The following is a 12,904-nucleotide window of genomic DNA, read 5'->3' as shown; positions in this document are numbered from 1 at the left end:
GTGACCTTCCCGACCCGCTGTCTGCATCACCACCGCCCCGCCCCTCGTAGCCTGGTGACACCCCGTCAGGATCCGAGAGGCTCTTCTGTGACCACGTATCTCGTCGGCTCGCGCGCGAGCAATCTGGCCAGGACCCAGGTCCGCGAGTTCCTCGCCCCGCTGCGCGAACGGTTCCCCGACGTGGCGTTCACCCACCGGGTGATCCTCGAAGGCGGGGACCGGGACCGTCGCTCGCTCCTGGCCGATGTCTCGGCCGTCAGCGGCGGCTCGGCGTTCAGCAGCGAACAGGAGGCGGCGCTCGTCCGCGGCGACGTGGACGTCGTCGTGCACTCGCTCAAGGACCTGCCCACCGAGAACCCGGCCGGCCTGACACTGCTCGCGCCACCGGTCCGCGAGGACGTGCGCGACGCGCTCTGCGGATCCACGCTCGCCGGACTGCGCGAGGGGGCCCGCGTGGGCACCGGGTCCGCCCGGCGCAAGGCCCAACTCCTCGCCGTCCGACCCGACCTCGACGTCGTGCCGATCCGAGGGAACGTGCCGCCGAGGCTCCGCAAGATCCAGACGGAGGGGCTCGACGCGGTGGTCCTCGCGGCCGCCGGTCTGCACCGGCTCGGACTGGCCGACGCCGTGGGGGAGTTCCTCCCGCTCCGGGACTTTCCCCCGTCGCCCGGACAAGGCGCGCTCGGCATCCAGGTCCGCGAGGAGTCCGACGCGCTGCGCGAGATCCTCTCCATCGTCGGCGACCCCGACACCGAGGCCCAGGTGCGCGCGGAGCGCGCCCTGCTCGCGGAACTGCACGGCGGGTGCAGCGTTCCCGTGGGAGCCCACGGGCGCACCGCACCCGACGGCACCCTCACCCTCCACGCCCAGGTCACCTCCCTCGACGGCCGCCGCAGGGTGTCGGGAACCCTCAGCGGACCCGCGGACGCGCCCGAGAAGATCGGCGCCGCCCTGGCCGGTGAACTGATCGACGAGGGCGCCCGGGAGATCCTCGACGCGGTACGCGCCGCCCTCTGACGGTCGCGCCGCGCCCGAGTCGGAGCCGCCGGAGGCGGGTCAGTGCCGGTGCCGGCCCGGCGGCGGACCGGGTTCACCGGGCGCCGACGAGTGCACACCCGCCCGGTACTTGGGGATCCGCACGGTGATCTTCATGCCGGCGCCCACGCCGGTCTCGATGACGAGCCCGTACTCGTCCCCGTACACCTGCCGCATCCGCTCGTCGACGTTCGGCAGGCCGACGCCCGAGGAGGAGCCGGTCCGCTCCCCGGCCAGGATGCGCCGCAGCAGCGCCGGATCCATCCCGACCCCGTTGTCCTCGATGGTCAGTACGGCCTCCGAGCCCTCGTCCCGGGCCGCGATGGTGATCCGACACTCCTCGGTGGAGTCCTCCAGCCCGTGCTTGACCGCGTTCTCCACCAGCGGTTGCAGACACAGGAAGGGCAGCGCCACCGGCAGCACCTCCGGAGCCACCCGCAGCGTCACCTTCAACCGGTCGCCGAACCGGGCCCCCGCCAGGGCCAGGTACTGCTCGATGGAACGCAACTCCTCGGCCAGCGTGGTGAAGTCGCCGTGCCGACGGAACGAGTAGCGGGTGAAGTCCGCGAACTCCAGCAGCAGGTCCCGCGCGCGCTCCGGATCGGTCCGGACGAACGAGGCGATGGCGGCCAGGGAGTTGAAGATGAAGTGCGGGGAGATCTGCGCCCGCAACGCCTTGATCTCCGCCTCCATCAGCCGGGTGCGCGACCGGTCCAGCTCCGACAGCTCCAGCTGGACCGAAACCCAGCGCGCGACCTCCGTCGCGGCCCGCACCAGCACCGCGGACTCCCGCGAGCCGTACGCGACGAGCGCGCCCGACATCCCGTCCTCGCCGGTCAGCGGAGCGAACACCGCCCACTTCAGCGGACAACCCGGCTGCCGGCAGTCGGTGCGCAGGCTCACGCTCCGCCCCGACTCCAGCATCGCCGTCACCCGGGCCATCGCCCGCCGCTCGTGGTGATCGGCGCCCGGACCGTCCCAGGCCAACACCGCCTCCCGGTCGGTCAGACACAGCGCCTCCGTGCCGAGCAGCGACCGCAGCCGCCTCGCGGCCTTGCGGGCGGCGTCCTCGGTCAGGCCGGCCCGCAGCGGGGGAGCGGCCAGCGAAGCGGTGTGCAGCGTGTGGAAGGTGGCCCGCTCGACGGGAGTGCCGAGGTCGAGCCCCGACGCCCGGTCGCCGCGCCGCGCGTGCCACCGCCCCCCGGCCCAACCCGACGCCAGCAGCAGCGCCGCGCCCGCCAGGGCCGGAGCCGCGAGCGCCACCGCGCCCAGGGTGCCCGTCACCGCGCGTCCCCGGCCCGGTGCCCGGCCACGTCCTCCGGCAGGTGCAGCCGGGCCAGCGTCGCCGCGGTACCCGCCGGGATCCGGGACCTCGTACCCAGCGACACCACCACCATCGTCAGGAAGCCCAGCGGCACCGACCACACCGCCGGCCAGGCCAGCAGGGTGTGCGCCCAGCCCGGCGCCGCCAACCCGCCGCGGGTCGCGACCACCGCGCCCAGCGCCGCCCCGCCCCCGGCGATCAGCCCGGCCACCGCCCCCGGCGGGGTCAGCCCGCGCCACCAGATGCCCAGTACCAACAGGGGGCAGAAGGAGGACGCGGACACCGCGAAAGCCAGGCCCACCGCGTCCGCCACCGGTACCGCCGTCGCCGCCACCGCGCCCACCAGCGGCACCAGCATCGCGACCACCACCGCGAGCCGGAAGCTGCGCACCCCGCGCCTGGGCAGCACGTCCTGGTGCAGCACCCCGGCCACCGCCATGGTCAGCCCCGAGGCCGTCGACAGGAACGCCGCGAACGCGCCCCCGGCCAACAACGCCCCCAGCAGCTCGCCGGGCAGCCCGCCCACCATCCGCGCCGGCAGCACCAGCACCGCGGCGTCGGCGTCGCCCGTCAACGCCAGCTCGGGCGTGTAGATCCGGCCCAGGGTCCCGTAGACCGGCGGCAGCAGGTAGAAGACCCCGACCAGCCCCAGCACCACCAGGGTGGTGCGCCGGGCGGTGCGCCCGTCCGGGCTGGTGTAGAACCGCACCGCGACGTGCGGCAGGCCCATCGTGCCGAGGAAGGTCGCCAGGATCAGCCCGTACGTGGCGTACAGCTGCTGTCCCCGCCGCTCCCCGGACAGCGGCTCCGACCAGCCGGCCGGGCCCGGGCCGGACTCCGCGCGGGCGTCGGGCACCCGGCTGTCCGGCGCGAACTCCAGTCGGGTGCCGGACCGTACCGAGTGCTGCCCGGCGGCCAGGACCAGCGACTCGCCCTCGACGGCGCGCCCGTCCACCCGACCGGTCACCGTCACGGCCAACGGCTCGTCCAACGCGATCCGCAGATCCTCGCCCACCGTCACGGCGGTGTGCTCACGGAAGACCGCCGGCGCGTCGAAGCCCGCGCGCGGGGCCCCGTCCCCGGCCCAGGCAGCGATCAGGAAGAAGGCCGGCACCAGCAGGGCGGTGAGTTTGAGCCAGTACTGGAACGCCTGGACGAAGGTGATGCTGCGCATCCCGCCGGCCCCCACCGCCGCCGTCACCACACCGGCCACGACCAGCCCGCCGACCCAGGTCGGTGCCCCGGTGAGGATCTCCAGCGTCAGCCCGGCACCCTGCAACTGGGGCAGCAGGTAGAGCCAGCCGACCCCGAGAACGAACAGCACGGCGATCCGCCGCACCACCTGCGACTCCAACCGGGCCTCGGCGAAGTCGGGCAGCGTGTACGCCCCCGAGCGCCGCAACGGGGCCGCCACCAGCACGAGCAACACCAGGTAACCGGCGGTGTACCCGACCGGATACCAGAGCATCCGCGGCCCCTGGAGCAGCACCAGCCCCGCGATGCCGAGGAACGAGGCGGCGGAGAGGTACTCCCCGCTGATGGCCGCCGCGTTCAGGCGGGGACCCACGGTGCGGGAGGCGACGTAGAAATCGGAGGTGGTCCGGGATATCCGCAGGCCCAGCGCGCCGACGAGCACCGTGACCAGGACGACGACGGTGACCGCGGTCAGCGCGTACGTCTGGTTCACCGGGCGGTCCTTCGACGGGGAGATGCGGTGGGCGGCGGGGACTTTCGGAGTCTATGCAGCGCCCCGCACCGGCGAACAGGCGCGTTCCGGCACCTCCGCGAGGGATGCGCACCGCCGCGTCGGCGCCCTCCCCGTGCGGCGCGGGTCGGGGTGCACCGGGAGGGGGCCTTCAGTGGGCCGGGTCGCGGTGGTCCGCGCAGTCGCGCAGGGCGATCTCCAGCTCCACGTACGACTCCTCCGCGCGCCGGAAGGCCTGCATCAGGGCGGCCTCCGCGCGCGGCGGCAACTGCCGGCGGGTGCCGTCGTGGGCCTCGTACAACAGGTCCGCCCAACGGGCGGCCGCGCTGCGCAGCCGCGCCAGCAGGATCTCGGCCTCGGCCGGCCCGGCGGGCCGGGTCCGGGGCAGTCCGGTCAGCGTGTCCAACAGCGCCTCGATCTCGGACAACCGCTGCTCCTCCCACGCCGGAAGATCCACGATACGCGCGGCCGGCCGGCGCGGGGGCCGCCGAGGCGACCGGTGCGACCGACGGGCCCCGGGCATCGCCGTACGCCCTCCCCGGCGCGACGAACGGCGCGCCGGACGGTCGGCGGTCCGGAGGTCAGCCGGTGGCCTGGCGCATCAGGAGGTCGCGGAGTTCGCGTGCGTGGCGTCGACTGACCTGGAGTTCCGCCGAGCCGACCCGGACGGTCGTGGCGCCGCCGTCCAGGCGCAGTTCGTCGATCCGGCGCAGCGCCACCAGGTGCCGGCGATGGATCCGGACGAAGCCGCGGGCCGCCCAGCGTTCCTCCAGCGTGGACAGCGGGATCCGCACCAGGTGGCTGCCCTCGTCGGTGTGCAGGCGGGCGTAGTCGCCCTGGGCCTCCACGTGGACGATGTCGGAGATCGCCACGAAGCGGGTGACCCCGCCCAGTTCGACGGCGATCTGGTCCGGCGCGCGGTCGGCCACGACGACCTCCGGCGGTGTGCGGCCCGCCCCAGGCGCCGCCAGCGGCGGCGCGGCGCCGTCCGTCCCGGTCGCGGGGGTCGGGAGGTCCGCCGCAGGCGGCTCCTGCGCCCGGCCGAGCTGGGCGCCGACCCGGCGGACGGCCTCGGCCAGCCGCTCGGGACGCACCGGCTTCAGCACGTAGTCGACCGCCTTGAGGTCGAAGGCCTGGACGGCGAAGCCCTCGTGGGCGGTGACGAACACGATCAGCGGCGGTCGCGCGAACCCGGCGAGCAGTCGGGCGATGTCCAGGCCGGTCAGCCCGGCCATGTGGATGTCGAGGAAGACCACGTCGATGCCGTCCGGGCCGTCCGGGCCGCTCTCCAGCGCCCGGGTGATCCGGCGCAGTGCCTCGGTGGCGTCCGAGGCGCCCTCGGCGCTGCGCACCCTCGGGTCGGAGCGCAGCAGGTAGAGGAGTTCCTCCAGCAGGGGTCTCTCGTCGTCGACGGCCAGTGCGCGCAGCATGGGGCCGAGTCTAGGTTCCGCTCCGCCGGGGCGGAACGGGGCGCGACCCCCGCCGGGGGGAGGGGGCGGGGGTCGCGCGTTCAGGATGGTCCGTGGTGCCTACTTGGCGATGGTGATGAGCTTGCCCTGGGGGGAGACGGCGTACCAGGTGCCGCCGACGCCCTGGCCGTTGGTGTCGCCGGCCTTCTTGTCACCGCTGAAGGTGTAGATGGGCCAGCAGTCGATCGACTGCTGCTTCTTGCCGTCGGGGCGGTTCAGGACCGTGTAGCCCTTCTCGATGATGCCCTTGGCGTTGGCCTTGTCGACCGGGGCGACCGCCGGCCACTTCTCCGCGCAGGCGCCCTCGCAGTTGGACTTCATGGGCCAGGCGCTGTCCTTCTTGAACCGGTAGACGGTCATGCCGTTGCCGTCGACGATGTGCTCGCCGAGCTTCGGGTCCTTGGCGATGGTCAGCGCGCCGGCCGCCTCGCCCGCGCCTTCCGGAGCGGCGGGCGCCGCCCCCGCGCCTTCCGGAGCGGCGGGGGCGGGCGCCGCCGCGGCCCCCTTGGCCGCCTTCTTGCCGTCGGGGGCGGAGGCGAACCACGTGCCGCCGACGCCCTGGCCGTTGGTCTCACCGGCCTTGGTGTCCTTGCTGTACCGGTACATCGGCCAGCCCGCCACCGTCAGTTGCTTGCTGCCGTCGGCGCGCTCCACCTCGCCCAGCAGCGCCGGGTCCACGCCCGCGGCGGCCGTGACGTCCCCGGCGGGGACGATCGGCCACGTGTTCGCGCAGGCGCCCTCGCAGTTCGACTTCGGCGGCTTCGGGGTGTCCTTGTCGAAGCGGTACAGGGTGAAGCCGGCGCCGTCGGTGAGCACGGAGCCGAGCTTGTCGTTCTCGGCGACGGTCAGTTGACCGGCGGGCTTGGCCTCGGCGGCGGCCGCGGGGTCCGCGCCGGCGCCGGCGCCGTAGGGGTCGGCCGCGGGAGCCACGGCCCCGGCCGGCTGGGTGTTGCCGCCCGCCTTGTCGGCTCCGCCGCAGGCCGTGGCCGAAAGGGCGACTGCGACTGCGACGACGGCCAGGGTGGTTCCGCGCTTGAAGCCCATCTTGATCTCTCCCACGTGTGATGACTGCCGAGTCCGTCGCCGGATCGTCGGCAACTTGTGCAGGACACGTCGTCGGGGGAGCGAACCGTTCAGCGCGAGAGGTGTGTCGTCTTTCACCTATCCCGCGTCGAACCCGGACCGCCGCAGAGCCGTGCACACAGCGAGGCCGAGAACCTGGTGTCCGTTGTCGTTCGGGTGCAGTCCGTCCGCGAGGTGCTGGGGTCCCAGCAGGTCCCGCCCGGGCAGCAGCGCCAGTCGGGCGTCCCCGGCGGCCATCCGCTCGCGGGTGGCGCGCTCCATGGCGTCGCGCAGGGCGCCCAGGGTGGCGCCCAGCTTGTTCGGCGTGCGCTCGGCGTCGGGGCGCAGTACGGGGGACAGGAGCAGCAGCGGGGTGCTCGGGTGGCCCTGCCGGACCAGGTCGAGGAAGGCGCGCGTGGTCTCGTACAGCATCGCCGGGGTGAAGGGCGCCCGGGACCAGCAGTTGGTGCCGAAGGCCAGGGTGAGCACGTCGGCGGGAAGCCCCGCGAGCTGTTCGGCGGTGGCGAGTTCCCCGCACGCGGCGCCCGCGTAGCCGAGGTTGACGGTGTCCCAGCCCAGCGACCGGCCGGCGACGGCGGGCCAGCCGTGCGCGGGGCGGGTGGACCACCAGCCCTCGGTGATCGAGTCGCCGTGCACCACCCAGCGCGGGGTCGTCGGGGCGGGCGAGATCGGGCCGCCGATGCCGCGCACCCCGAGGATCACGGGGGACTGGGCCTCGGGCGGATGGACGGTGTACGGTCCGCGCCCGCCGGTGATGCCGACGCGTACGACGGCCTCCGCGGCCGGCTCGGTGAAGACCTCGGTGAGCATGCCGTGCCGGTTCCACAGCGCGAAGCCGTGCGCGAGGTCGCGCAGCGCGTCGGTGGGGCCGGGCACGGTCGCCCGGTAGCGGATCTCCAGCGCGTGCGCCGACTCGGTGGTGAACTCCAACCGCACCCCGATGGGCAGGGCGGCCCGCTCGCCGGTGTCCCAGGGCAGCCGCATGGTGTCCGCCGGGTCGGCGCGCACGGGCCGACCCTCGTCCAGCCAGGCGACACCGCGCAGGAAGGGCCCGGGGTCCAACCACCCGTCGTCCGCCGTCAGTGGTCTCGCCACGCTCACTCGTTCGCCTCCGATTGTCGGGTACGGGAACCTCGCGCGCCGACCCCGCGGTCGACCACCCCCGTCTGCCCCGTCACGTGCGGGAACACCCGTGAGGGCGGCGGCACCGTCCTGGCGGCACCGTGCGGCAGATCTGACGAAGTGTCAAGGAAGCGTCGTCGGGGAGGCCTGGAGGGGGGTCGCGCAGTGATCGATCGTCCGCGCGCAACAAAGGACCATCCAGGACAGATCCGCGCAACGATCGTGCGCCAATGTGCAAGGATGGTGCATTACGGGCGGTATCACTCAGCTCGTAGGCTCACTCGCTGTACGTGGAGTGGCGTGGACCGCCTGCTCGCGGTCCCCCATGCCCAGGCTGGCTCCTGCCCGCCTGCTCCTGCTCCGGATCGCTGCGGTCGATGCCTGAATCCCCACCCGCAGTGTCAAAGGAGTCCCCTCGTGCTCGAAACCGGCCAGGCGCCACCGCTCACCTCAGAGCCCCGCAAGCCTGCCCATCCTTTGCTGCGCCGCAAGCCGGTCGAGCAGCTGGTCGCCGAGGGCGGCCAGGGCGAGGGCGGCTCGCTGCGCCGCTCGCTCACCATGTGGCAGCTGACGATGATCAGCATCGGCGCCACCCTCGGCACCGGCATCTTCGTCGTCCTCGGCACGGCGGCCCCCAAGGCCGGCCCCGCCGTCACGATCTCCTTCGTCATCGCGGGCCTGACCGCCCTGTTCTCCGCGCTCTCCTACGCGGAGCTGGCCGGATCCGTGCCGGTCTCCGGCTCCTCGTACTCCTACTCGTACGCCACCATGGGCGAGCTCGTCGCCTGGGTCTGCGGCTGGTGCCTGGTCCTGGAGTACGGCGTGTCCGTCGCGGCGGTCGCCGTCGGCTGGGGCGAGTACCTCAACGAACTCCTCGACGGCACCATCGGCGTCACCATCCCCGAGGCGATATCCGCCCCGCTGGGCGAGGGCGGCTTCATCAACCTGCCCGCGCTGATCGTGGTCCTGCTCGCCATGGTCTTCCTGATGGGCGGCGCCAAGGAGAGCGCCCGGATCAACTCGATCATGGTGGGCGTGAAGATCGTCACGCTGCTGCTCTTCATCGGCATCGGCTTCATGGGCATCAAGGCCGGCAACTACACCCCGCTCGCCCCGCTCGGCATCACCGGCATCAGCGCCGCCGCCTCCACGCTGTTCTTCTCGTACATCGGCTTCGACGCCGCCTCCACCGCGGGTGAGGAGGCCAAGGACCCCAAGCGCGACCTGCCCCGCGCGATCATGCTCTCGCTGGGCATCGTCACCGTGCTCTACGTCCTCGTCGCCTTCGTCGCCGTCGGCGCCATGCCGTGGCAGGACTTCGAGGGCACCGAGGCCGCCCTGGCGCAGATCATGACCGACGTCTCCGGTCACACCTTCTGGGGAGTCGTCCTCGCCGCGGGCGCCGTCGTCGCCATCGCCTCCGTGGTCTTCGCCGTGCTCTACGGCCAGACCCGCATCCTCTTCGCCATGTCCCGCGACGGTCTCGTCCCCAAGGTCTTCGCCAAGGTCAACCCGAAGACCGGCGCCCCCCGCGCCAACGTCGTGATCGTTTCCCTCTTCTGCGGGATCCTCGCGTCCTTCATCCCCCTCGGCAAGCTCGCCGACGCCACCAGCATCGGCACCCTCTTCGCCTTCGGCCTGGTCAACGTCGCCGTCATCATCCTGCGCCGCACCAAGCCCGACATGCCGCGCACCTTCAAGGTGGCGCTCTTCCCGATCACGCCCATCCTCGGTTTCCTCGCCTGCGGCTACATGATGTTCAGCCTGGACACCGTCACGTGGATCGTTTTCGGTGGCTGGATGGCAGCGGGTCTCGTGTTCTACTTCCTGTACGGCATTCGCCGCTCCCGACTGGCCACAGCAGAGAAGTGATCCACCCGCAGTGCGACTGAACGATCTCGACGAACGCATCGTGCACGCCCTCGCCGAGGACGCCCGACGTTCCTACGCGGACATCGGCTCCGAGGTCGGACTCTCGGCCCCCGCCGTCAAACGGCGCGTGGACCGGCTGCGTGCCGAGGGAGCCATCACCGGCTTCACCGTCCGGGTCGACCCCGCCGCCATGGGCTGGGAGACCGAGGGCTTCATCGAGATCTACTGTCGCCACAACACCTCGCCGGACGACATCCGGCGAGGGTTGGAGCGGTACCCCGAGGTCGTGTCCGCGTCCACCGTCACCGGTGACGCGGACGCCCTCGTCCAGGTCTTCGCCTCCGACATGAGGCACTTCGAACGCGTACTGGAACGGATCGCGGGCGAGCCCTTCGTGGAACGCACCAAATCGGTCCTGGTCCTCTCCCCGCTGCTGCGCCGCTTCACCTCCGGCGCACCCGCGTAGCCGCCGAAACGCCCCGGTCCACGGACCGGGGCGTTTCGGCTGTCCGGGGGCGTGCGACGGACCGGGGCGTTCAGCAGTACGCCTGGCGCGCCACGGCCGCGCCCTTCGTCCAACCGTTCGAGAACTGCCGGTTCGCCGACGGCGGCGCGGTCGCGTCGCAGCTCCCCTTGACCGCGTCCCACCCGGCGACGACACCGGCCTTGTACGGGTCGCCGCCCGCCCGGGCGTGCGCGTCCGCCTCGTCCGGGCCACCGCACTTGGTGTCCCGGCCGCCCTGGGAGACGGTGTAGGCACCGCTCTGCCGTTTCGGAAGGGTGAAGGCGCCGTCGGGACCCACCTCGAACCGGCCGCCCTGGGCGGTCGGCGAGGACAGGACCGCGGGCCCCGGCGCGAACCCGCTGCCGGACACGGACACCGTTCCGCCCGGCCGGGTGGCCGACGTGGAACAGGTGGCCGTCGGCGCGGCCGCCCCGGCGCCGCCCGAGGAGATCACCAGGGAACCGACGGCGAGGGCGCCGGTCGCCAGCGGGGTGAGCACGGTCAGACGAAAGCGTCGCTTCATGGGTGTTCCTCTCGTGGGACCCCCGGTCGACAGAACCTCGTCACGCGGCCGATGCGCCATCGCGCGGCCGATGCGCACAGCCGGTCAATTTTATCCCGGCGGCAACGGCGCCGCCCGCTCTCGCCGACCCACGGCCCGCACCCGGCCGGGGGTGCCGCAAGGGGTGCCGGACCGGGGCAGCGAAACGGGCCGGACGCATTCACACGTCCGACCCGTCGCCGCCCGTCCCGCTCGCGCGCGGGCCGGACGCTCTTCTACACATGGGCCGGGGCGCGACGACCGCCCAGGAGGGCGTGCCGCTCCTCCTCGGTCAGGCCGCCCCAGACCCCGAAGGCCTCACGGGTGCGCAGCGCGTGTTCGAGGCAGGCCGTGCGCACCGGACATCCGGCGCAGATCCGCTTGGCGGCCTCGTCCCGGTCCTCGCGGTCCTCGCCACGCTCACCGGCGGGATGGAAGAACCGGGCGGACCCCAGGTCCCGGCACGCCGCCCGGGATTGCCACTGCCAGTTGTCGGGGGCGGAACCCGGCAGGCGGGAGACGTCGGTCATGGGAGTTCCTTTCCGAGGGGTACGTGGGTTCCCCCGCGTGTGACCGCTCCGTGCCCCCTGAAACATCCACGCCCGCAAGGGAATCCCGGCCCGCCTGCCCACCCGTCGAAGCGGGCGGCGCGAGGGACCGCGGGGTGGGGGCGCGGGCACGCGGGGAAACGCCGACTCCCCGCTCAGGAAGGGGCGTTGGGCGTCGCCGGGCCCGATCGGGGCCGGACGCCTGGGAGTTGCTCAGGAACGGCGCGGCGGGGCGCAGGCCCGCCGCGCGCCGACGCGGGTCCGGGAGTGCCGGCGGACCGACCTCGTCGGAGCGAGCCGGGGGGTGGGATGGGCGCCCGCACACTGCGTGTCCACCGCCACCCCCCTGTTCATCGCTACCCACCCCGAACCTAAGGCGCCGGACACGCTCACTCAATGAACCCCGTGTTAAGCCTTCTTTTCGTCGCCCGGGGCGCCCGGGGTCCGCACCCCGATGAACACCGGCTCGCGGCGCAGCACGAAGCCCATCGACGTGTACAGGCGGATGGCGTTCACATTGCTCGCGGCGGCGTGCAGGAAGGGAACGTCCCCGCGCTCGCGGATGCCGGCGGCCACCGCCCGGATCAGCCGCGCCGCCAGGCCCTTCCCCCGGTGCTCGGGGTGCGTGCACACCGCGCTGATCTCCGTCCAGCCCGGCGGCCGCATCCGCTCCCCGGCCATCGCCACCAGCCGGCCCTCGTGCCGGATCCCGAGGTACGTGCCCAGCTCGACGGTGCGCGACAGGAAGGGCCCCGGCTCGGTCAGCCGGACCAGCTCCAGCATCTCGGGGACGTCGGCCGCCCCCAGCCGCACCGCCTCGGGCGCCGGCTCGCCGGGCACCGCGCTGCCGTCGAGCTGCACGCCCGGTACGGCCAACACCGTCTCCCAGCCGGCGGGCGGCGTCGGCAACCCCGTCAACCAGACCTCCGTGCCGGGACCCACGAGCGCCGCGAGGTCCTCCCAGGCGCGGGGGTCGTCCGGGTCGTCCAGGGCGGCGAAGGGGTTCGCGTCCGTCCGGTAGCGGGCGGCGCGCCCACCGGGCACCGCGAAGTCGCGGTGCGGGCCGCTCAGCGCCGCCCAGACCGGGTTGTCGAGAGGATGTGTGGCGGTGTCCGTGTCGGGGGACATGAGGTGCGGGGATCCTTCCGTCGAATACGCGGGGTCGTCGGTTCGTGACCGACTTCTTGACGGCCTCGCGCGACGCCGTGAGACTGCGGGGGACGGTCAGGATCGTCAGCGCCCGCGACGGGCGGGTTTATGCCCCGAGGACAGGACGAGATCGGTGGAGATGGCCCGGACACCCGAGGCGGGGACGCGTCCCCTGCGCCGCTCGTGGCTGACCCGACGCCTGCACATCGACCTGCTCCGCGTCTGCAGCGCCTTCGCCGCGCACGCCTGAAGCCCTCCCCACCTCCCGGCCCGGCCGATCAGGCCCCGCCGACCCGTGGTCTCGCCACGCCCCCGCGCCGACGCGTGCGGGCGGCGGCCGGGGCACCTTCCCGTGCCCCGGCACGGCCGGGCCGCTCGCGCCGCGGCGTCCCCTTCCCCACCCGCCGCGCCTCGTCCTGCCCGGCCCCGGGGCCCCCTGGCCCGGGCACCGCTCACCGACGCCCCCCCCCGCGGCCCCGGGGGCCCCGGTACCGACGACCGGGGAGAGCTAGGCTCCAGATCACCCCGCCCCGCCCCGCCCCCGCCCCGGC

13 protein-coding genes are annotated in these 12,904 nt (G+C 73.6%); 4 read left to right on the top strand and 9 right to left on the bottom strand.

The annotated features are described in order from the left end of the window. Positions 1 to 87: 87 nt before the first annotated feature. Positions 88 to 1,017: a hydroxymethylbilane synthase gene (gene hemC / locus ADK55_RS06935; protein ID WP_053676577.1), complete on the top strand. Its 930-nt coding sequence runs from the start codon at positions 88 to 90 to the stop codon at positions 1,015 to 1,017. 39 nt (positions 1,018 to 1,056) lie between these two features. Here the strand turns inward: hemC and ADK55_RS06930 are convergent, their stop codons facing one another. From ADK55_RS06930 to ADK55_RS06905, 6 genes are all read right to left on the bottom strand, one after another. Next, a complete protein-coding gene (locus ADK55_RS06930) occupies positions 1,057 to 2,319 on the bottom strand; it encodes a sensor histidine kinase (protein ID WP_053676576.1) in 1,263 nt (420 codons plus the stop codon). After that, on the bottom strand, positions 2,316 to 4,046 hold the full coding sequence (locus tag ADK55_RS06925; protein ID WP_053676575.1) for a cation acetate symporter: 1,731 nt from the start codon (positions 4,044 to 4,046) through the stop codon (positions 2,316 to 2,318). Before ADK55_RS06925 ends, ADK55_RS06930 begins: the two co-directional genes overlap by 4 nt. A gap of 169 nt (positions 4,047 to 4,215) precedes the next feature. Beyond that, positions 4,216 to 4,491 (bottom strand): hypothetical protein, encoded by a 276-nt coding sequence (locus tag ADK55_RS06920; protein ID WP_053676574.1) that lies wholly within the window; start codon positions 4,489 to 4,491, stop codon positions 4,216 to 4,218. A gap of 154 nt (positions 4,492 to 4,645) precedes the next feature. Then, a complete protein-coding gene (locus ADK55_RS06915) occupies positions 4,646 to 5,494 on the bottom strand; it encodes a LytR/AlgR family response regulator transcription factor (RefSeq protein ID WP_053676573.1) in 849 nt (282 codons plus the stop codon). Positions 5,495 to 5,593: 99 nt separating this feature from the next. Beyond that, on the bottom strand, positions 5,594 to 6,577 hold the full coding sequence (locus ADK55_RS06910; RefSeq protein WP_053676668.1) for an SCO0930 family lipoprotein: 984 nt from the start codon (positions 6,575 to 6,577) through the stop codon (positions 5,594 to 5,596). 117 nt (positions 6,578 to 6,694) lie between these two features. Continuing rightward, on the bottom strand, positions 6,695 to 7,711 hold the full coding sequence (locus ADK55_RS06905; protein ID WP_053676667.1) for a GDSL-type esterase/lipase family protein: 1,017 nt from the start codon (positions 7,709 to 7,711) through the stop codon (positions 6,695 to 6,697). A gap of 444 nt (positions 7,712 to 8,155) precedes the next feature. On the opposite strand from ADK55_RS06905, the gene ADK55_RS06900 reads away from it, so the two are divergent. Further along, on the top strand, positions 8,156 to 9,610 hold the full coding sequence (locus ADK55_RS06900) for an amino acid permease (RefSeq protein ID WP_053676572.1): 1,455 nt from the start codon (positions 8,156 to 8,158) through the stop codon (positions 9,608 to 9,610). A gap of 10 nt (positions 9,611 to 9,620) precedes the next feature. Continuing rightward, a complete protein-coding gene (locus ADK55_RS06895; RefSeq protein WP_007262967.1) occupies positions 9,621 to 10,076 on the top strand; it encodes an Lrp/AsnC family transcriptional regulator in 456 nt (151 codons plus the stop codon). Between the two features lie 70 nt (positions 10,077 to 10,146). Here the strand turns inward: ADK55_RS06895 and ADK55_RS06890 are convergent, their stop codons facing one another. The 3 genes from ADK55_RS06890 to ADK55_RS06880 all read right to left on the bottom strand — a co-directional run bounded on the left by ADK55_RS06890 (position 10,147) and on the right by ADK55_RS06880 (position 12,332). Beyond that, entirely contained in the window at positions 10,147 to 10,638 is a 492-nt protein-coding gene (locus ADK55_RS06890) for a hypothetical protein (RefSeq protein ID WP_053676571.1), read from the bottom strand. Positions 10,639 to 10,892: 254 nt separating this feature from the next. Beyond that, entirely contained in the window at positions 10,893 to 11,186 is a 294-nt protein-coding gene (locus tag ADK55_RS06885) for a WhiB family transcriptional regulator (protein WP_053676570.1), read from the bottom strand. Positions 11,187 to 11,612: 426 nt separating this feature from the next. Then, the gene (locus ADK55_RS06880) at positions 11,613 to 12,332 is read right to left on the bottom strand and encodes a GNAT family N-acetyltransferase (protein ID WP_053676569.1); all 720 of its coding nucleotides are present in this window, start codon (positions 12,330 to 12,332) and stop codon (positions 11,613 to 11,615) included. Between the two features lie 154 nt (positions 12,333 to 12,486). Here ADK55_RS06880 and ADK55_RS37485 point away from each other — a divergent pair, with 154 nt between their 5' ends. After that, positions 12,487 to 12,603, top strand: coding sequence for a cell envelope biogenesis protein OmpA (locus ADK55_RS37485; RefSeq protein ID WP_107089114.1), 117 nt, complete (start codon positions 12,487 to 12,489; stop codon positions 12,601 to 12,603). Positions 12,604 to 12,904: the final 301 nt, after the last annotated feature.

Source organism: Streptomyces sp. WM4235 (assembly GCF_001279725.1).
Lineage (GTDB): Bacteria > Actinomycetota > Actinomycetes > Streptomycetales > Streptomycetaceae > Streptomyces.
This window is presented reverse-complemented; position numbering and strand designations above follow the sequence as displayed.

Coding starts and splice junctions, on each gene's coding strand:
- ADK55_RS06915 (WP_053676573.1), bottom strand. CDS start 5,494: ATGCTGCGCGCACTGGCCGTCGACGACGAGAGACCCCTGCTGGAGGAA.
- ADK55_RS06910 (WP_053676668.1), bottom strand. CDS start 6,577: ATGGGCTTCAAGCGCGGAACCACCCTGGCCGTCGTCGCAGTCGCAGTC.
- ADK55_RS06890 (WP_053676571.1), bottom strand. CDS start 10,638: ATGAAGCGACGCTTTCGTCTGACCGTGCTCACCCCGCTGGCGACCGGC.
- ADK55_RS06885 (WP_053676570.1), bottom strand. CDS start 11,186: ATGACCGACGTCTCCCGCCTGCCGGGTTCCGCCCCCGACAACTGGCAG.
- ADK55_RS06880 (WP_053676569.1), bottom strand. CDS start 12,332: ATGTCCCCCGACACGGACACCGCCACACATCCTCTCGACAACCCGGTC.